The 18,853-nt window shown below is 61.1% G+C and carries 19 protein-coding genes; 11 read left to right on the top strand and 8 right to left on the bottom strand.

All coding sequences use genetic code 11. The annotated features are described in order from the left end of the window. Nucleotides 1-33: 33 nt before the first annotated feature. From ACM6G4_RS14185 to ACM6G4_RS14165, 5 genes are all read right to left on the bottom strand, one after another. Nucleotides 34-1,056, bottom strand: a complete 1,023-nt coding sequence (locus ACM6G4_RS14185; RefSeq protein ID WP_156385694.1) for an SIS domain-containing protein — start codon at nucleotides 1,054-1,056, stop codon at nucleotides 34-36. Further along, a complete protein-coding gene (nagA, locus tag ACM6G4_RS14180) occupies nucleotides 1,037-2,143 on the bottom strand; it encodes an N-acetylglucosamine-6-phosphate deacetylase (RefSeq protein WP_056721211.1) in 1,107 nt (368 codons plus the stop codon). Before nagA ends, ACM6G4_RS14185 begins: the two co-directional genes overlap by 20 nt. A gap of 49 nt (nucleotides 2,144-2,192) precedes the next feature. Beyond that, complete coding sequence (locus ACM6G4_RS14175) at nucleotides 2,193-2,924, bottom strand: GntR family transcriptional regulator (protein ID WP_056721209.1); 732 nt, start codon at nucleotides 2,922-2,924, stop codon at nucleotides 2,193-2,195. 294 nt (nucleotides 2,925-3,218) lie between these two features. Next, a complete protein-coding gene (locus ACM6G4_RS14170) occupies nucleotides 3,219-3,722 on the bottom strand; it encodes a L,D-transpeptidase family protein (protein ID WP_007982819.1) in 504 nt (167 codons plus the stop codon). A 121-nt stretch (nucleotides 3,723-3,843) separates the two neighbouring features. Further along, nucleotides 3,844-4,395, bottom strand: a complete 552-nt coding sequence (locus tag ACM6G4_RS14165) for an NUDIX hydrolase (RefSeq protein ID WP_414913929.1) — start codon at nucleotides 4,393-4,395, stop codon at nucleotides 3,844-3,846. 14 nt (nucleotides 4,396-4,409) lie between these two features. On the opposite strand from ACM6G4_RS14165, the gene ACM6G4_RS14160 reads away from it, so the two are divergent. From ACM6G4_RS14160 to guaA, 9 genes are all read left to right on the top strand, one after another. Next, nucleotides 4,410-4,553, top strand: a complete 144-nt coding sequence (locus ACM6G4_RS14160; protein ID WP_185754788.1) for a hypothetical protein — start codon at nucleotides 4,410-4,412, stop codon at nucleotides 4,551-4,553. Next, nucleotides 4,543-5,142, top strand: a complete 600-nt coding sequence (locus tag ACM6G4_RS14155) for a CoA pyrophosphatase (protein ID WP_056721205.1) — start codon at nucleotides 4,543-4,545, stop codon at nucleotides 5,140-5,142. The genes ACM6G4_RS14160 and ACM6G4_RS14155 overlap by 11 nt, the downstream gene beginning before the upstream one ends. A 72-nt stretch (nucleotides 5,143-5,214) precedes the next feature. Further along, complete coding sequence (locus ACM6G4_RS14150; protein WP_150754487.1) at nucleotides 5,215-5,739, top strand: gamma carbonic anhydrase family protein; 525 nt, start codon at nucleotides 5,215-5,217, stop codon at nucleotides 5,737-5,739. After that, nucleotides 5,736-5,951, top strand: coding sequence for a DUF1289 domain-containing protein (locus tag ACM6G4_RS14145; RefSeq protein ID WP_056721201.1), 216 nt, complete (start codon nucleotides 5,736-5,738; stop codon nucleotides 5,949-5,951). Before ACM6G4_RS14150 ends, ACM6G4_RS14145 begins: the two co-directional genes overlap by 4 nt. A gap of 135 nt (nucleotides 5,952-6,086) precedes the next feature. After that, the gene (locus ACM6G4_RS14140) at nucleotides 6,087-6,554 is read left to right on the top strand and encodes a VUT family protein (RefSeq protein ID WP_056721198.1); all 468 of its coding nucleotides are present in this window, start codon (nucleotides 6,087-6,089) and stop codon (nucleotides 6,552-6,554) included. An 87-nt stretch (nucleotides 6,555-6,641) separates the two neighbouring features. Then, nucleotides 6,642-7,823, top strand: a complete 1,182-nt coding sequence (purT, locus tag ACM6G4_RS14135; RefSeq protein WP_056721196.1) for a formate-dependent phosphoribosylglycinamide formyltransferase — start codon at nucleotides 6,642-6,644, stop codon at nucleotides 7,821-7,823. Nucleotides 7,824-7,940: 117 nt separating this feature from the next. Continuing rightward, complete coding sequence (locus ACM6G4_RS14130; protein ID WP_414913928.1) at nucleotides 7,941-8,489, top strand: sugar ABC transporter ATPase; 549 nt, start codon at nucleotides 7,941-7,943, stop codon at nucleotides 8,487-8,489. 218 nt (nucleotides 8,490-8,707) lie between these two features. Continuing rightward, nucleotides 8,708-10,177 carry an IMP dehydrogenase gene (gene guaB, locus ACM6G4_RS14125; protein WP_102670162.1) on the top strand — a complete coding sequence of 490 codons (1,470 nt, stop codon included), beginning with the start codon at nucleotides 8,708-8,710 and terminating at the stop codon, nucleotides 10,175-10,177. Between the two features lie 99 nt (nucleotides 10,178-10,276). Then, entirely contained in the window at nucleotides 10,277-11,854 is a 1,578-nt protein-coding gene (guaA, locus tag ACM6G4_RS14120) for a glutamine-hydrolyzing GMP synthase (protein WP_008053207.1), read from the top strand. Nucleotides 11,855-11,934: 80 nt separating this feature from the next. Here guaA and ACM6G4_RS14115 read toward each other — a convergent pair whose 3' ends face one another. Next, nucleotides 11,935-14,898 carry a dermonecrotic toxin domain-containing protein gene (locus ACM6G4_RS14115; protein WP_414913927.1) on the bottom strand — a complete coding sequence of 988 codons (2,964 nt, stop codon included), beginning with the start codon at nucleotides 14,896-14,898 and terminating at the stop codon, nucleotides 11,935-11,937. 256 nt (nucleotides 14,899-15,154) lie between these two features. On the opposite strand from ACM6G4_RS14115, the gene ACM6G4_RS14110 reads away from it, so the two are divergent. Both ACM6G4_RS14110 and tadA read left to right on the top strand, forming a co-directional pair. Further along, nucleotides 15,155-16,531 (top strand): multicopper oxidase family protein, encoded by a 1,377-nt coding sequence (locus ACM6G4_RS14110; protein ID WP_414913926.1) that lies wholly within the window; start codon nucleotides 15,155-15,157, stop codon nucleotides 16,529-16,531. Next, nucleotides 16,531-17,028: a tRNA adenosine(34) deaminase TadA gene (gene tadA / locus ACM6G4_RS14105; protein ID WP_414914033.1), complete on the top strand. Its 498-nt coding sequence runs from the start codon at nucleotides 16,531-16,533 to the stop codon at nucleotides 17,026-17,028. Before ACM6G4_RS14110 ends, tadA begins: the two co-directional genes overlap by 1 nt. Before the next feature lie 72 nt (nucleotides 17,029-17,100). Here the strand turns inward: tadA and cmoB are convergent, their stop codons facing one another. Continuing rightward, complete coding sequence (gene cmoB / locus ACM6G4_RS14100) at nucleotides 17,101-18,057, bottom strand: tRNA 5-methoxyuridine(34)/uridine 5-oxyacetic acid(34) synthase CmoB (protein WP_414913925.1); 957 nt, start codon at nucleotides 18,055-18,057, stop codon at nucleotides 17,101-17,103. Next, entirely contained in the window at nucleotides 18,054-18,833 is a 780-nt protein-coding gene (gene cmoA, locus ACM6G4_RS14095; RefSeq protein ID WP_191628059.1) for a carboxy-S-adenosyl-L-methionine synthase CmoA, read from the bottom strand. The genes cmoB and cmoA overlap by 4 nt, the downstream gene beginning before the upstream one ends. Nucleotides 18,834-18,853 lie beyond the last annotated feature (20 nt).

Genomic DNA, 18,853 nt, shown 5'->3' with positions numbered 1-18,853 from the left:
GACAGCTCCTACAGGGGAATTCGCACCCCTGGCTCAGTGGGTGCGTGTCACTTTGCTCAGGTGCCGTGGCTGGTCCGGGTCCATGCCACGGGCCACGGCCAGGCCGGCGGCCATCACGTAGAAACTCTGGATCGCCAGAATCGGGTCGAGGGCCGGGTGTTCGGCACGGGTCAGGGTCAGGTCGCGTTCAAGCACGTCATCCGGTGCGGCCAGCAGGACACGGGCGCCGCGTTGGCGCATGTCGGCGGCCAGGCTCAGCAGACCGGCCTGTTCGGCACCCCGTGGGGCAAACACCAGCAGCGGGTAGTTGTCGCCGATCAAGGCCATCGGGCCGTGACGAACTTCAGCGCTGCTGAAGGCTTCGGCCTGGATCGCCGAAGTCTCCTTGAACTTGAGCGCCGCTTCCTGGGCGATGGCGAAACCGGCGCCACGGCCGATCACCATCAGCCGCTGACAATCGCGCAGGGCGTCGATGGCCGGGCTCCAGTCCTGTTGCGCGGCGTGGCGCAGGCCATCGGGCAAGGCAGAGCCGGCCTCGAGCAATTCGGCGTCTTCTTTCCAGTGGCCAATCAGCCGGGCGCTGGCGCTGAGGGTGGCGATAAAGCTCTTGGTCGCGGCGACGCTGCTTTCGGTGCCGGCACACAGCGGCAGGCTGAATTCACAGGCGGCCTCCAGTGGCGACTCTTCGGCGTTGACCAGCGAAATGCTCAGGGCACCGCGCTTGCGCAACAGGCGCAGGCTGTTGACCAGGTCCGGGCTTTGCCCCGATTGCGAAAAGGCGAATGCCACCTGGCCACTGACCTTCAATGGCGCCTGCTGCATGGTCACCACCGACATCGGCAGCGAAGCCACCGGGATGCCCAGCAGTTGCATGGTCAGGTAGGCGAAGTAACTGGCGGCATGGTCGGAGCTGCCGCGCGCCACGGTCATGGCCACTTGCGGCGGCTGACGACGCAGGCGCCCGGCGATCTCGATCATCTGCGGGTCGAGTTTTTGCAACTGGGCCTGCACGGCCTCGAACGAGGACAGCGCCTCTTCAAGCATTTTTGAAGTCAATGTCTTCTCCTTCGACCATCACGGCGGTCAGTTTCAGTGAGCGATCCAGCCGCACGCAGTCGGCCCAGGCCCCTGGTTGCAGGCGCCCGCGTTCGGTGATGCCGAGGTAGTCGGCGGGGAATTGCGACAGGCGCTGCGAGGCTTCGGCGATGGGCAGGCCGATCTTCACCAGGTTGCGCAGGGCCTGATCCATGGTCAGGGTGCTGCCGGCCAGGGTGCCGTCGGGCAGGCGCACGCCGCCCAGGCATTTGGTCACGGTGTGGCTGCCGAGCTTGTACTCACCGTCGGGCATGCCGGCGGCGGCGGTCGAATCGGTGACGCAATACAGGCACGGAATAGAGCGCAGGGCCACGCGGATGGCGCCGGGGTGCACGTGCAGCAAGTCCGGGATCAGTTCGGCGTATTTGGCGTGGGCCAAGGCTGCGCCGACGATCCCTGGCTCGCGGTGATGCAGAGGGCTCATGGCGTTGTAGAGGTGGGTGAAACTGCTGGCACCGGCCTCCAGCGCGGCCACGCCTTCCTCATAACTGCCCAGGGTGTGGCCGATCTGCATGCGGATGCCGCGGCTGCTGAGGTCGCGGATCAAGGCGTCGTGACCGGCGATTTCCGGGGCAATGGTGATCACGCGGATCGGCGCGAGCGCCAGGTACGCTTCGACTTCGGCCATCAGCGCGGTGTGGGCGAAGTTGGGTTGCGCGCCGAGTTTGCCGGGGTTGATGTAGGGGCCTTCGAGGTGCACGCCGAGCACCCGGGCGCAGCCTTGGGGCCGCTGCTCACAGAATTCGCCGACGGCCTGGAGCACGCTGGAGATTTCTTCGCTCGGTGCGGTCATGGTGGTGGCCAGCAGCGACGTGGTGCCGAAGCGCACGTGGGTACGGGTGATGGTTTCGAAGGCCGGCGCGCCTTCCATGATGTCTTTGCCGCCGCCGCCGTGAACGTGCAGGTCGATGAAACCCGGCAGCAGGTAGGGCAGGTCATTGTCCGCCGGATCGCAGGGCTGGCCTTCGATCGACACGACTTTGCCGTGTTCGTGCACCAGTCGGCCGCGAACCCAGCCGTGGGCGGTGAGGATGTTGTCTTCGGACATGATCGGGATCTCGGTGTTTGGCGACGCAGTTCTTTATCTTCGAAGCTCTTTATCTGCGGAGCTCTGCGACAAAGTCGTAGTAGTCGTTACGGCAATAGGTGTCGGTGACTTCGATGGGCGTGTTGTCTTCGAGGTAGCCGACCCGGGTCATCAGCAACATGGCGGTGCCGGGGGCGATGCCCACCAGTGCGGCGAACTCGTCCGAGGCATTGATCGCCTGGATGTGCTGCAGGGCGCGGACCACCGGCTTGCCGATGCCGTCGAGGAATTCGTAGAGGGAATCGCCCACCGCCTGGGGCTTGGGAATGATCGAGGCGGGCAGGGTGCTCATCTCGATGGCCATCACCGTGTCGTCGGCCTTGCGCAGGCGTTTGAGGCGCGCAACCTTGTCGTTGGGCGACAGGCCGAGGCGGATCAGCTCTTCGTGGGTCGGCAGGGTGATTTCCCGCTCCAGCCATTGCGAACCGGGCACGAAACCCTTGAGGCGGAGCATTTCGCTGAAGCCGGAAAGACGCGACAACGGTTGTTCGAGGCGCGGCGTGATGAAGGTGCCGGAGCCCTGGTTGCGGCGGATCAGGCCTTGTTCGAACAACACTTCCAGCGCCTTGCGGGCGGTGACGCGGGAGATGCCCAGCGCCTCGCTCAAATTGCGTTCCGATGGCATCGCCTGCTCGGCTTTCCACTGGCCGGCGTGGATCGCCGCTTCCAGATTGCGTGCCAGTTGCAGGTACAACGGCGTGGGTTGGGTGTCGTCGGGGCGCAGGGCCTGGAGATCGTTCATGGCGGGTGTCCGGGGCGGATATTGGAATGTTTTTGCCCGTGAATGGATAAAAACTAATACCACTTGAATACCATGTCAACGCCGGAGCTTTGCTGTTTGTGTAGGAAGTGCTGCCTTGTCGACTGCTTGAAATGGAGGTTGGTTTGAAGTGGTATTAGTGGTGGGCTTTGAAGCGACAAAGATCGCAGCCTGCGGCAGCTCCTACAGAGCGAAATGGTATTCACCCTGTAGGAGCTGCCGAAGGCTGCGATCTTTTGAATTTATTTTTTGCGGGCGACCAATGGTCGTGGGGAATTACGGGCGGATTTCGATCATCGTGCCGTCCGGCACCAGGTTCCAGACTTCGCGCATGTCCATGTTGCGCATGGCGATGCAGCCGTCGGTCCAGTCCAGGGTGTGGAACAGGTCTTCGGGCGTGTCTTCGCTGTCCGGAGTGCCGTGGATCATGATCATGCCGCCGGGCTCGACGCCTTCACGACGGGCGCGGGCAGAGTCGCTGATGTTCGGGTAGGAAATGTGCATCGCCAGGTTGAAGCGGTCGCTGATCTTGCGCCAGTCGACCCAGTAGAAACCTTCCGGGGTGCGCTTGTCGCCTTCCATCAGCTTGGGCCCCTTGGGACGCTTGCCCAGGGAAATGCGATAGGTCTTGAGCGGCTTGCCGTCATTGATCAATTGCAATTGATGGGAAGACTTGAGAATCAGAATCTTCTCGATGACCTTGCCGTCCAGGGTTTCCACGGCAGAAGCCTGGGACACCGTGACGAACGACAAACAGAACAGGGCAAGCAACCAGCGCATTGAAACGATTCCCCAGGAGGTGTCGCGACTATTTATGTATAGAAGTTTTTGCAGGAGCTGCCGCAGGCTCGTGCCGCATTCAGGCGGTCTTTAGGCGCCTTTGAGTGATGCCGCGATGACATCAGATAATGGCAGGCTGAGCAAGTGGCGGGATCGATTCAGACCGAACGGGATAGACCTCGGTCCGCCGGTCAGCGAAGAAGCATTCTAAGGTACGGCCCACCGTGCGGAAAGCCAGCTCATCCCATGGAATGTCCGCTTCGTCGAATAGTTGCACTTCCAGGCTCTCGGGGCCGGCAGAAAAGTCCAGGTCCGCAAGTGTGGCACGGAAGAACACATGCACCTGGCTGATGTGCGGCACGTCGATCAGGGTATAGATGCTCAGGTTGCGCACCCGGGCGCAGGCTTCCTCGGTGGTTTCGCGAATGGCGGCCTGTTCGATGGTCTCGCCGTTCTCCATGAAACCGGCGGGCAGGGTCCAGTAGCCGCGACGTGGCTCGATGGCCCGCCGGCACAACAACACCTTGGTGCCCCAGGTCGCCACGCAACCGGCGACGATGTTGGGGTTCTGGTAGTGAATGGCGTGACAGCTGTCGCAGACAAAACGCAGGCGCGAATCGCCTTCGGGAATGCGCTGGGTCACCGGGTTACCGCACTGGCTGCAAAATTTCATGCTGGGGTTCCTGAATGCTGCGCCTATCTTGGCGTGCGGCAGTGCCGGTCGGCAAGTTGTCGTTTCGCGACATGGGGCGGTTGCGGGGGTTGGGCGACCGCAGCGATTGGTGCATGATGCCGGGTAAGGCACAGATCGAGAACACTCATGCTGGATGAGCTACTGCATCGGGTTAGTCACCACACACCACGCATACTGGAGACCGACCGTCGTTTTCCCGAGGCCGCGGTGCTGGTACCCATCACCCGCAGTGACGAGCCCGAGCTGGTGTTGACCCTGCGTGCCAGCGGCCTGTCGACCCATGGCGGCGAAGTCGCCTTCCCCGGCGGACGCCGTGACCCCGAAGACCCTGACCTGATTTTCACCGCCCTGCGAGAAGCCGAAGAAGAGATCGGCCTGCCGCCCGGGCTGGTCGAGGTGATCGGCCCGCTCAGCCCGTTGATCAGCCTGCATGGCATCAAGGTCACGCCCTATGTCGGGGTGATCCCGGATTTTGTCGAATACCGGGCCAACGACGCCGAGATCGCCGCGGTGTTCAGCGTGCCCCTGGAGTTCTTCCGCAAAGACCCCCGCGAACATACCCATCGCATCGATTATCAGGGCCGCAGCTGGTACGTGCCGAGCTATCGCTTTGGCGAATACAAGATCTGGGGGCTGACGGCGATCATGATCGTCGAGTTGATCAACCTGCTGTATGACGCCAAAATCAGCCTGCATCAGCCTCCCAAAAGCTTTATCAATATCTGAAGCCATCGTTCGAATGGCCTGAATCCTGATTTTGCTGACAAAAAGCCTGCCTGAGCCTTGAGGAATACCACAATGAAATACCGCCTGGGCGACGCCCGCGTCGAAACCCATCCACAGAGCTGGGTCGCACCCAATGCCGTGCTGGTGGGCAAGGTCAAGCTGGAAGAGGGCGCCAACGTCTGGTTCAACGCCGTATTGCGCGGCGACAACGAGTTGATCCTGATCGGCAAGAACAGCAACGTCCAGGACGGCACCGTGATGCACACCGACATGGGCTACCCGCTGACCATCGGCACCGGCGTGACCATCGGCCACAACGCCATGCTCCACGGCTGTACCGTCGGCGACTACAGCCTGATCGGCATCAACGCGGTGATACTCAATGGCGCGAAGATCGGCAAGAACTGCATCATCGGCGCCAACTCGCTGATCGGCGAAGGCAAGGAGATTCCGGATGGATCGCTGGTCATGGGGTCGCCTGGCAAAGTGGTGCGCGAATTGACCGAGCCGCAGATCAAGATGCTGGAGGCCAGTGCTGCTCACTACGTGCACAACTCGCAGCGTTATGCCCGCGACCTGGCCGAGCAGGAAGAATGACTGCCACTGAACGCCCGGTTGCATCGCCCTGCGTGAACATTTGTGCGCTGGATGACGATGACATCTGCACCGGTTGCCAACGTACCGTGGAAGAAATCACCCGCTGGAGCCGCATGGACAACGACGAACGCCGCAAGGTGCTTGGGTTGTGTCATGAGCGGGCGAAGTCCAGTGGGTTGGTGTGGATGATCGGCAAAACGCCTGGTCAGTAATAGAAGATCAAAAGATCGCAGCCTCCGGCAGCTCCTACACCGATCCTTGTAGGAGCTGCCGGAGGCTGCGATCTTTTGACTTTGAGGTCAGCTGAAGTACCCTGTGCACAAAATTGACAGGTACTTGTACACGCCATGCTCTTCCTGATCGCCTACATCAGCAGCGTCGTGCTGATCAACTACGCCTTTTCCACCGCGCCGCACCTGGACATCATCTGGTCGGCCTGGGGTGGGCTGGTGTTTGTGTTGCGGGACATGGTGCAAGCCCGATTCGGGCATGGCGCCCTCGCAGCGATGCTGGTGGCGCTGGTGTTGTCCTATGTCACCTCCGATCCGTCCATCGCCCTGGCCAGCGCCACGGCGTTCGCGGTATCCGAGTGCATCGACTGGCTGGTGTTCAGCATCACCAAACGCCCGCTGCACGACCGTCTGTGGATAAGTTCGGCCCTGAGCATCCCCCTCGATACCTTTATCTTTTTCGGCATGATCGACGCCCTGACACCGGGGGTGATCCTCACCGCCCTGGGTTCGAAGTTCGCCGGGGTCACCGCCGTGTGGCTGATCATGGCCTGGCGCCTGCGCAAACAGGCTGTCGTCAGCTGAAGTTCATGTAAAATGCCGCGCTTTCTCCCCATGGGAAGCGCGCATGGCGACGCATCCCTCGATGATCCGCTCCTTGAGGACCTTCAGATGACCCGTATCGGAACCCCATTGTCGCCCACCGCGACCCGCGTATTGATGTGTGGCTGTGGCGAGTTGGGCAAGGAAGTGGTGATCGAGCTGCAACGCCTGGGCGTTGAAGTGATTGCCGTGGACCGCTACGCCAATGCGCCGGCCATGCAGGTGGCGCACCGCAGCCACGTGATCAACATGCTCGATGGTGCTGCCCTGCGCGCCGTGATCGAAGCCGAGAAACCGCATTTCATCGTCCCGGAAATCGAGGCCATTGCCACCGCGACCCTGGTGGAACTGGAAGCCGAAGGCTTCAACGTGATCCCGACCGCCCGTGCCGCGCAATTGACCATGAACCGCGAAGGCATCCGTCGCCTGGCCGCTGAAGAGCTGGACCTGCCAACCTCGCCGTACCACTTCGCCGACACCTTCGAGGACTACAGCAAGGCCGTTGAGGACCTCGGTTTCCCATGCGTGGTCAAGCCGGTCATGAGTTCCTCGGGCAAGGGCCAGAGCCTGCTGCGCAGCATCGATGACGTGCAGAAAGCCTGGGACTACGCCCAGGAAGGCGGCCGTGCCGGTAAAGGTCGGGTGATCATCGAAGGCTTCATCGATTTCGACTACGAAATCACCCTGCTGACCGTGCGCCACGTCGGCGGCACCACCTTCTGCGCCCCGGTCGGTCACCGTCAGGAGAAGGGCGACTATCAGGAATCCTGGCAGCCACAAGCCATGAGCCCGGTTGCCCTGGCTGAATCCGAGCGTGTTGCCAAAGCGGTGACCGAAGCCCTGGGTGGCCGTGGTCTGTTCGGCGTCGAGCTGTTCATCAAGGGCGATCAGGTGTGGTTCAGTGAAGTCTCGCCGCGCCCGCATGACACCGGCCTGGTGACCCTGATTTCCCAGGACCTGTCGCAGTTCGCCCTGCATGCCCGCGCGATTCTGGGCCTGCCGATCCCGTTGATCCGTCAGTTCGGGCCTTCGGCCTCGGCGGTGATCCTGGTGGAAGGGCAGTCGACCCAGACCGCTTTCGCCAACCTGGGTGCTGCCTTGAGCGAACCGGATACCGCGCTGCGTCTGTTCGGCAAGCCTGAAGTCAACGGCCAGCGCCGCATGGGCGTGGCCCTGGCCCGCGACGAATCGATCGAAGCCGCCCGCGCCAAGGCGACCCGTGCTTCGCAAGCGGTTGTCGTAGAGCTGTAAAAACTCTCTCGGGCAGGTCTGTAACCCACAGGTTCAGTGGTCCGGCCCGACTTTACGGGTCGACCTATAATTTGTGAATGCTCAAGTTCCTTTATTAAAGCTCCAGGCCTGTACCTCATGAATTCCCAAAGCATCATCGTCCCGAAAATCTCCACCCTGCCGGTGCACGAACCCCGGGCCCGGGCCGTCGTGCGCTGGCTGGTGCGCAAGAACATCATCGAGGAAGAACTGACCACCTGTGGCCGCACCGGCAATCGCATGGCCCACGCCATCGCCGACGGTGCCCGGGCAGTGGTCCTGCACCCCGAAGCCCTGCCGTTCGGCGAGCCGATCAATGGCCTGGAGATCATCACCAAGCGCTGCATCTACACGCCAGCCAAGGGCTTCCTTGAAGAGGCGGGCTGCGCCGAATGCCGCAAGGAAGTCGGTGAAGCCCTGTTCGAAAGCCTGGAAGACTGGATGCCGGGGCGTACCGACAACTTCACCTGCCCCGAATGCGGGCATGAAGACGACATCAACGGCTTTCTGTTCCTGCAGGAATGCGGCTTCTCCAACCTCGGTTTCATCTTCAATAACTGGGCCGAAGCCGGGTTCAAGCAGAGCTTTATCGATGAATTCGCCGATTGGCTCGATCAGTCGGTCAGTTGGGTGAAAGTCGAACTCTAAACGCCGTATTCCCCTGTAAGAGCTGCCGCAGGCTGCGATCTTTTGATCTTGTTTTGTGAAAATCAAAGTCAAAAGATCGCAGCCTTCGGCAGCTCCTACGAAAAGCCCGAATCCCCGTATATCTGTAACATCGATAATAGACAGAGTTTTACATTGAACCCGAGGGGGTGTCTGACTATAATGGCGCGCTTCCATTTTCCCGCTCGGGAGCCCCCGCGATGCTGCGTATCAGCCAAGAAGCTCTGACATTCGACGACATTCTCCTAGTGCCCGGTTATTCCGAGGTGCTTCCTAACGAAGTCAGTCTCAAGACCCGCCTTACCCGTGGCATCGAGCTGAATATTCCACTGGTCTCCGCCGCCATGGACACCGTCACTGAAGCCCGTCTGGCAATCGCCATGGCTCAGGAAGGTGGTATCGGTATCATCCACAAGAACATGACCATCGAGCAGCAAGCTGCCGAAGTCCGCAAGGTCAAGCGTTACGAAGCCGGTGTGGTCAAGGACCCGATCACCATCGTCGCCGACGCCACCGTGCGCGAATTGTTCGAACTGACCCGCATGCACAACATCTCCGGCGTTCCGGTGCTGCACAATGGCGACCTGGTCGGCATTGTCACCTCCCGTGACGTGCGTTTCGAGAACCGTCTGGAAGCCACTGTCCGTGAAGTGATGACGCCTAAAGAGCGCCTGGTCACGGTCAAGGAAGGCGCCGACAAGAACGATGTGCGTGAATTGCTGCACAAGCACCGCATCGAACGCGTGCTGATCGTCGACGACAAATTTGCCCTCAAGGGCATGATGACCGTCAACGACATCGAAAAAGCCAAGGCTTACCCGCTGGCCAGCAAGGACGATCAAGGTCGTCTGCGTGTTGGTGCTGCAGTCGGTACCGGTAAAGACACCGGTGACCGCGTTGCCGCGCTGGTCGCCGCCGGCGTTGACGTGGTGGTGGTCGACACCGCTCACGGTCACTCCAAGGGCGTGATCGACCGCGTTCGCTGGGTCAAGCAGAACTTCCCTGAAGTGCAGGTGATCGGCGGCAACATCGCTACCGGCGCTGCCGCCAAGGCCCTGGCCGAAGCTGGCGCGGATGCCGTCAAGGTCGGTATCGGCCCTGGCTCGATCTGCACCACCCGCATCGTCGCCGGTGTCGGCGTGCCGCAAATCAGTGCCATCGCCAACGTCGCCGCTGCCCTTGAAGGCACTGGCGTTCCATTGATCGCCGACGGCGGCATCCGTTTCTCCGGTGACCTGTCCAAGGCCATCGTGGCCGGTGCTTCCTGCGTGATGATGGGCTCGATGTTCGCCGGTACCGAAGAAGCGCCGGGCGAGATCGAACTGTTCCAGGGTCGTTCGTACAAGGCTTATCGCGGCATGGGTTCGCTGGGCGCCATGTCCCAGGCCCAAGGCTCCTCCGACCGCTACTTCCAGGACTCTTCGGCAGGCGCCGAGAAGCTGGTTCCGGAAGGCATCGAAGGGCGTGTGCCATACAAGGGCACCCTGAGCGCGATCATCCACCAGTTGATGGGCGGCCTGCGTTCCTCGATGGGCTACACCGGTAGCGCCAACATCGAAGAGATGCGCACCAAGCCTGAGTTCGTGCGGATCACCGGCGCTGGCATGGCCGAGTCCCACGTCCACGACGTGCAGATCACCAAGGAAGCGCCAAACTACCGCGTAGGTTGAGCCTTCAAGCAACACGTTAAGCAACCGGGGCTGTTTTATTCAGCCCCGAGTTGTTTCTGAATCACGACTGTTTCCGAATTTTTTAGACGAGACTGAATCATGGCCCTCGACATTCACGCTCACCGCATCCTGATCCTCGACTTCGGTTCCCAGTACACCCAGCTGATCGCCCGCCGCGTGCGTGAAATCGGCGTGTACTGCGAACTGCACCCGTTCGACATGGACGAAGATGCGATCCGCGAATTCGCCCCTAAAGGCGTCATCCTCGCCGGCGGCCCGGAGTCGGTCCACGAAGCCAACAGCCCGCGCTGCCCGCAAGCGGTTTTCGATCTGGGCGTGCCGGTCTTCGGTATCTGCTACGGCATGCAGACCATGGCCGAGCAACTGGGCGGCAAGGTTGAAGGTTCCGAGCTGCGTGAGTTCGGCTATGCCCGCGTTGACGTGGTCGGCAAGAGCCGCCTGCTCGACGGCATCGAAGACCACATCGACGCCGATGGCCTGTTCGGCCTCGACGTATGGATGAGTCACGGTGACAAGGTCACCCGCATGCCGGAAGACTTCCACATCCTGGCCAGCACCCCGAGCTGCCCGATTGCCGGCATGTTCAGCGACGAGCGTCGTTACTACGGCGTGCAGTTCCACCCGGAAGTGACCCACACCAAGCAAGGCGGTCGCATCCTGTCGCGTTTCATCCTCGACATCTGCGAGTGTGAAGCACTGTGGACTCCGTCGAAAATCGCTGAAGACGCCATCGCCCAGGTTCGCGCCCAGGTCGGCACCGACAACGTCCTGCTCGGCCTGTCCGGCGGTGTGGACTCGTCCGTGGTTGCCGCGCTGCTGCACAAGGCCATCGGCGACCAGCTGACTTGCGTATTCGTCGACAACGGCCTGCTGCGCCTGCACGAAGGCGAGCAAGTGATGGCCATGTTCGCCGAGAACATGGGCGTCAAGGTGATCCGCGCCAACGCCGAAGAGCAGTTCCTGGGCAACCTGGCCGGCGAAGCCGACCCGGAGAAGAAGCGCAAGATCATCGGCCGTACCTTCATCGACGTGTTCGATGCCGAATCCTGCAAGCTCGACAACATCAAGTACCTGGCCCAGGGCACCATCTACCCGGACGTGATCGAGTCGGCTGGCGCGAAAAGCGGCAAGGCCCACGTGATCAAGTCGCACCACAACGTGGGCGGCCTGCCGGAAGAAATGAACCTCAAGCTGGTTGAACCATTGCGCGAGCTGTTCAAGGACGAAGTCCGTCGTCTGGGCCTGGAACTGGGCCTGCCGTACGACATGGTCTACCGTCACCCGTTCCCGGGCCCGGGCCTGGGCGTGCGCATCCTCGGTGAAGTGAAGAAGGAATACGCCGACCTGCTGCGTCGTGCCGACCACATCTTCATCGAAGAACTGCGCAAGGCCGACTGGTACCACAAGGTCAGCCAGGCATTCGTGGTGTTCCAGCCGGTGAAATCGGTTGGCGTGGTGGGCGATGGCCGTCGTTACGCCTGGGTCGTGGCCCTGCGTGCCGTGGAAACCATCGACTTCATGACCGCGCGTTGGGCACACCTGCCTTACGAACTGCTGGAAACCGTCAGCGGCCGCATCATCAATGAAATCGAAGGCATCTCCCGCGTCACCTATGACGTGTCGAGCAAGCCGCCGGCGACCATTGAGTGGGAGTGATCGTATGAGCCTGTGAAGCCAGGCTCAAATCGATTATGCCAAGCAAGCCCCGGGTCGAGAGACCCGGGGCTTCTTGCGTTTCAGGGGATGCGTGTGGGTTTCAAGCCGTTGCGGCGCAGTGCATCCGAAAGGTCGGCCAGGCTGGCAAATCGCTTGCTATTGATGCTGCCCCACTGTGGGCGCTCGATGTACACGCCTGTGGCGTCGGCGTGGATGAGTGTGCGTACCAGTGAGCCGTCGCGGGCGCGGTGAACCAATTCGAGCTGGTTGCCGTACTTCTCGATGCTGATCATGCCCGGTTGATTGAGTGCAGCCTCGAGTACCAGTTCCCTGGCAAGCTCGGGGGATTCCACTTTCAGGAGCAGGTCGTTCTTGACGATGTATACGGTGGTGTCCGTACCGCTGCTTCCGGATTCTCCCGGATCTGGCTCAATGCTCGTGGGCTGGGCGATCTCGGCACTTTTTACCCGCAGTCCGATGCCACCTTCCAGTTCACTGATGCCCGCGACCCCTTCCCAGGTGTTGGAGTGGGTATTGCCAACCAGTGCAATCCAGCGATGGGGGCCTTTGGCAGCCTGGTCACTTTCAATGATGATCTTGCTGAAGAAATTCATCATTTTGTGCCTGTGGAAGGGGGTTACTTCATGCATGTTTTCGACGCGATAGCTGGCAGCGCAGTCGATCGCCTGCACGCGAATGTGGTTTTTGCGTGCAGCCTTGACCACTTTCAGAAAGGTAAAACGGCCAGTGGGGTCGGTGTGGTGACCCTTGTCCAGATTGTTGAGGTAGCTCTCCAGATCTTCCGAGAGGACGCCATCGCTATTGAAAATATCCAGATCCACCTGGTGAAAGTCGTTGAACAGATGCTCCATGTACAGCGTCTTGACCTGCTGCTTGGCGAGTGTCCCCATGTTCTCAATCAGGAACTGTTTGCTGCCAACGCTGGAGTGGCTTTCGCCGATCACCAGGGAGGGTGATTCTTTGTACAGTGCCTTGATGATGTCCTTGGTTCGGTTCACCGGGCCAAAGTTCGGAACAGTTGGCCTCGGGGGCAGTTCCGGGAGGTTTTGGTAGTAGGCCTGAGCGTCTCGATACAAGGTTTTTCTCAGGGCCTTGAACTGCACCAGGGGGCCGCCGGGATTAGAAATGTCTTCGAAATCGTCACTGAGTGCACGCAGAGAGTTAGCGTCAACGGTACTGACGTACGGCTGCAACTCAGTCCGCAGCGCCTGGGGCACGTCATAAGCCGTGGTGGGGCTGGCTACGTCGGGCAAAGGATCTGGCGTCCGCCCCCATGGCCAGCGTCCGAAAATTTTACCGCCGCCATACAGCCCGGGCCGGGTCAGGAGTTCCCATTCACCCTCGGCGTTCAAGCGAACCGGCAGGTTGCGGAAAAAAGAAAACGGGTTGGCGGGGTCGATGATCACCCAGGTCTTCATTTCGTTGACGTAGCGCACCAGGTAGTAGGAATTGTCGATTCGGATGTAATTTTCGCCTCTTGGTGTTTGGTAAACGTTGCGGTATTGGCCTTCGTCGGCCACGACCTCCATCCCATCGAGTACTTCATTGGTCTCGAACGGAGCCAGCGGGTTTTCACCTTCCAGCACATAGGCCCGGCCAGGGGCGGCGACAGTGATTTTCGGCGGGGCGCCAGTGGGGTGTTCGATTTCGTCGGCGAGGTTCTCCTGGGGGGTGAACTCATCGTTGGCTTCATCGACCTCCGCTATTTCGGCCGAGCCGCCGAGTGCCAGTGCATTGAAGAGGGTTTCGATGCTGCTGGAGATGGCGCCGAGCACACCGGCCTTGCGATCTTGGGCATTCTTCCCGTTGACGGCCTGGTCGATGTTCAGGCCGATGTTGGCCAGGCCGGCGCCGACGGCCGCCAGGGCCACCGGCCAGCCCGCCACGGCCATGGCCCCAAAGAGGCGGGTGACGGTGCTCAGGTAGCCGACCCACATTTTTTCCCGTAGGTCGCCATTGGAACGCAGGGACAGATCGGCATCGTCGAACATACGCTCCCTGACCGAGTCACGGACCCAGCTGAAGGTGTCAACGTTGATGTCAGGTGCGTCCTGATCGAACAGGCTGCTGTCGTATTTGCCCCAGGTCGAATACAACAGGTCGATGGTGTGATTCAGGCCGACGTTGTCGCCGTCCTGTTGTTGCGCCGACAGTGGAAAGTGCGCCATGAACCGGGCGCGATTGTCCGGGTGATTGTTCTGGCACAGCAGCCACCAGTGCAGGTCATGGGAGGTTTCGAACACATGGAAGGCATCTGTTTCGCCAGGTGTATACAGGATCTGCCGACCCTGACGGTCGATGATGCGCAGTATGTCGCAGGCACGGTAGTTGCCGATGTACAACGGCGCGACCCGCAACCCTTCGGCAGGCGGCTCATGGGCGTGGAGCAAATCGAGGGTGATGGGCCAGGAGAGATGGCCGGCCACGGCCTTGAGCACGGTCTTGAGGTTCTCGTTGCTCAGGCGTGAGCCGTCGTGTTCCTCCAGCGCCTTGGAAATGAAGTTGAGCTTGGCCAGGGTTCGGAAGTTGTCCGAATGCCGGCGCCAGAAGGCGCTCATCTTGTCCCAGTAGCGGTCGTGAAAATTGATGCGCCACAGGTCCTTGATGACCTTACTCGGATACATCTTCACTTCGTTGGTTTCGTTGTAGATCCGGGCGTTCGCTCCCTCGTTGTAGAAACCGCCGTCACTGTCCAGCAGGTCGGCGTTGTCCTGGTCATGGGCTTGAAAGCGCTGGATCACCAACTGCGGCAAAGTCAGCGACTCAATGGGCTTGGGGTAGTGTTCCCAGAACAGGAAGGCCTTGGTGCTGGTCACCGAGGTGTTGTCGAAACGGTGCCACCAGATCTGGTCCGGATCGATGTGCCGGATGCTGTACTTGTCGAGAATGCCCTGGGCTTCGATATGGGCCATGTCGTGCATGTCGGGGCACGCTTCCACGAACGGAGTCACCAGGTCTTTGAGGGCCTGCACGTCCTCGGGGTTGGGAAGTAGGAATTGTGAGTTTGTATCTGAAGAATTCATTTCTCTCTCCTTGAGAAATAGATGGGTTTGAAGTCGGCACTATGCCCGCGGACTACAGCCGGATCTGTAGGAATGACGGCGCACGGTGTCAGGTATTGATGGATCGGTGCTGTCAGAGGAGGTGCCGAATAGATTGCGGTCCCGCTGCGGCCCGCCGCCGCGCCCTCTTTGCTGTTTCTTTCACAACTGCGGGTGTATCGTATTCGCCTTTTGCGGGCCCCCGGGCCTGTCGCTGATACGTGAGGTAGTTGAGTTCATGTCGTTTACCCGTCGCCAAATCCTCGGTGGCCTGGCCGGTCTTGTTGTCGTTGGTGTCGGTGCCGGGGGCGCGTCGCGCTACTGGCTGGGCAAGATGGCTGACGCCGAGGCGGGCCACGACTACGAGCTGATCGCGGCGCCGCTGGATGTCGAACTGGTAGCGGGGCACAAGACCCAGGCCTGGGCCTTCGGTCCGTCGGCGCCGGGCACCGAATTGCGGGTGCGCCAGGGTGAATGGCTGCGGGTGCGCTTCATCAACCATCTGCCGGTCGCCACCACCATTCACTGGCACGGCATCCGCCTGCCGCTGGAAATGGACGGTGTGCCTTACGTGTCGCAATTGCCGGTGTTGCCGGGTGAGTACTTCGATTACAAATTCCGCGTGCCGGATGCCGGCAGCTACTGGTATCACCCGCATGTGAACAGCAGTGAGGAGCTCGGTCGTGGCCTGGTCGGCCCTTTGATCATCGAGGAACGCGAGCCGACCGGGTTCAAGTTTGAAAAAACCTTGAGCCTCAAGAGCTGGCATGTCGACGAGGTCGGTAATTTCGTCGAGTTCAGCATCCCCCGGGAGGCGGCCCGGGGCGGTACGGCGGGGCGCCTGGCGACCATCAATGGCGTGCCGCAAGCGGTGATCGACCTGCCGGCCGGGCAGATCACCCGTGTACGCCTGCTCAACCTCGACAACACCCTGACTTATCGCCTGAACATTCCCGGCGTCGAAGCGCAGATCTATGCGCTGGACGGCAACCCGATCGAGCCACGACCATTGGGCAAGGAATACTGGCTTGGTCCGGGCATGCGCATTTGCCTGGCGATCAAGGCCCCGCCGGCAGGTGAGGAGTTGTCGCTGCGCAACGGCCCGGTGCGCCTGGGCACGTTCCGTTCGGTGGCCAACACCGATGCGCCGACCGAATGGCCGCCGGCACTGCCGGCCAACCCGATTGCCGAGCCGGACCTGGCCAATGCCGAGAAACTCAACTTCAATTTCGAATGGGTTGGTTCGGTGTCGGTCAACGTCGACAACGGCAAGCCGCCGAGCCTGTGGCAGATCAACGGCAAGGCCTGGGACATCACCGACAAGACCTGCGCCGACCGCCCGATTGCCAGGCTCGAGAAAGGCAAGAGCTACATTTTCGAATTGAAGAACATGACTCAGTACCAGCACCCGATTCACCTGCACGGCATGAGTTTCAAGGTCATCGCCTCGAACCGGCACAAGGTCATTCCGTATTTCACCGACACCTACCTGCTGGGCAAGAACGAGCGCGCGCAGGTAGCGCTGGTGGCGGATAACCCGGGTGTCTGGATGTTCCACTGCCATGTGATCGACCACATGGAAACCGGCCTGATGGCCGCCATCGAGGTGGCATGATGCGTCAGATTCGTCCCGCCGCCATCATCGACCGCAGCCGTGATCGCGAATTCATGCGTGAGGCCCTGGCACTGGCAGCCCAAGGCGCAGCCCTCGGCGAAGTGCCGGTGGGCGCGGTGCTGGTGCAAGATGGAGAGATCATCGGTCGCGGCTTCAACTGTCCGATCACTGGCAGCGATCCGAGCGCTCACGCCGAAATGATCGCCATCCGCGCCGCCGCCCAGGCGGTTAGCAACTATCGCCTGCCGGGCAGCACGCTGTATGTGACGCTGGAGCCGTGCAGCATGTGCGCAGGCCTGATCGTGCATTCGCGGATTGCGCGGGTGGTGTACGGGGCGCTGGAGCCGAAAGCCGGGATTGTGCAGAGCCAGGGGCAGTTCTTTACCCAGGGATTTTTGAATCACCGGGTGCTGTATGAAGGCGGGGTGTTGGCGCAGGAGTGCGGGGCGGTGCTCAGCGAATTCTTCAAGGCCCGCCGCGCCAAACCTGCAGACTGAACACCGTACCAATGTGGGATCGCCGCACCGCCGCTCCCACATTTTGATCTCCGTTGATCGGGGGATTGGGGTTTACTTACGCGCCACAATCACCGCCCGCATCGGCGCCGGCAGCCCTTCAACGGTCTTGCTGTGATCCTCTGGATCGAGGAAATCACTGAGCGACTGATACCTCATCCACTCCGTCCCGCGCTGTTCTTCGACCGTGGTGGTGCTGACGTCCACGCACTTCACATCCGTGAACCCGGCACGGCGCAGCCACAACTCCAGCGCCGGCACCGACGGCAGGAACCACACATTACGCATCTGCGCGTAGCGGTCTTCCGGTACCAGCACCTGATGCTTGTCGCCTTCGACCACCAGGGTTTCCAGCACCAGTTCCCCGCCCTTGACCAGGCAATCCTTCAGCGCCAGCAAATGCTCGATGGGCGAACGGCGGTGGTAGAACACCCCCATGGAAAACACCGTGTCAAAGCCTTCCAGATTCGGCGGCAGGTCTTCGAACGGGAAGGGCAGGTGCCAGGCATTCGGCTCGGACAGGTAGCGTTGTACCGCCTGGAATTGGCAGAAGAACAGCCAGTTCGGATCGACACCGATCACGCTGTTGGCGCCGGCGCCGAGCATGCGCCACATGTAATAGCCGTTGCCGCAGCCGACATCGAGGATGCGCTTGCCCTTCAAGTCCAGGTGCGGGGCGACCCGCGACCATTTCCAGTCCGAGCGCCATTCAGTGTCGACGTGCACGCCGAACAGGTCGAACGGCCCCTTGCGCCATGGCGACAGGCCCATCAGCGCGGTGCGCATCTGTGCGCGGGTTTCTTCGTCGCAATCGGTGTCCAGTTTCAAGCCATTGAGCAAGTCGACTTCGCTCGGCTGGATCTTCGGCAGGGCGTCCAGCGCGCTTTGCCAGCGCTCCAGGTCGCCGTGGCCCTTTTCCATTTTCTTGTCGAGTTGCGCTTGCAGGGTGTTGGCCCAATCGGCCAGCGGAGTACCGGCCAGACGGCGGGCGAGGGGGGACAGATCAATCATGGCAAGGCAATCAACGAGGCAAAGTTAAGACACTGGAACCACGGCACGACTTTCGAGAACCCGGCGGCCAGCAGGCGTTCGCGGTGTTCTTCGAGGCTGTCGGGCTTCATGACGTTTTCGATGGCGCTGCGCTTCTGGGCGATTTCCAGCTCGCTGTAGCCGTTGGCGCGTTTGAAGGCGATGTGCAGGTCGGTGAGCAACGCGTGCTCCTGCTCGTCTTCGAAGCGCAGTTTTTCCGAGAGGATCAGCGCACCACCGGGCAACAGCGACTGACGGATGCGCGACAGCAACGCCGTGCGTTGGTCCGGGGCGATGAATTGCAGGGTGAAGTTCAGCGCGACCACCGAGGCCGGCTGGAACTCCAGCGCGAGGATATCGCCCTCGATCACTTCCACCGGCAGCAACTCCTGGAACATCGAATCCTGCCCGTTGAGGTACTCGCGGCAGCGTTCGACCATGGCCGCGGAGTTATCGACAGCAATGACGCGGCAACCGTCGGTGCGCACATGCCGGCGCAGGGCCTGGGTCACGGCCCCCAGGGACGAGCCCAGGTCGTACAGCACGCTATTGGGCTGGGCGAACTGGGCAGCGAGCACGCCGAGGTTTTCGACAATGGTCGGATAACCCGGTACCGAGCGCTTGATCATGTCCGGGAACACCCGCACCACGTCTTCGTTGAAGGCGAAGTCAGGCACCTGGGCCAAAGGCTGGGCGAAAAGGCGATCGGGTTCTTTGCTCACGGCGGTTCCAGCGGTGTAGGTGGAAAAGGCCGGCATTTTAGCCAAGTTGGCGCGGG

It is taken from the genome of Pseudomonas sp. IT-P258, from assembly GCF_949767825.1.
Taxonomy (GTDB): Bacteria; Pseudomonadota; Gammaproteobacteria; order Pseudomonadales; family Pseudomonadaceae; genus Aquipseudomonas; species Aquipseudomonas monachiensis.
The sequence above is the reverse complement of the archived record's forward strand: the minus strand, read 5'-3'. Positions and strand labels throughout refer to the sequence as shown.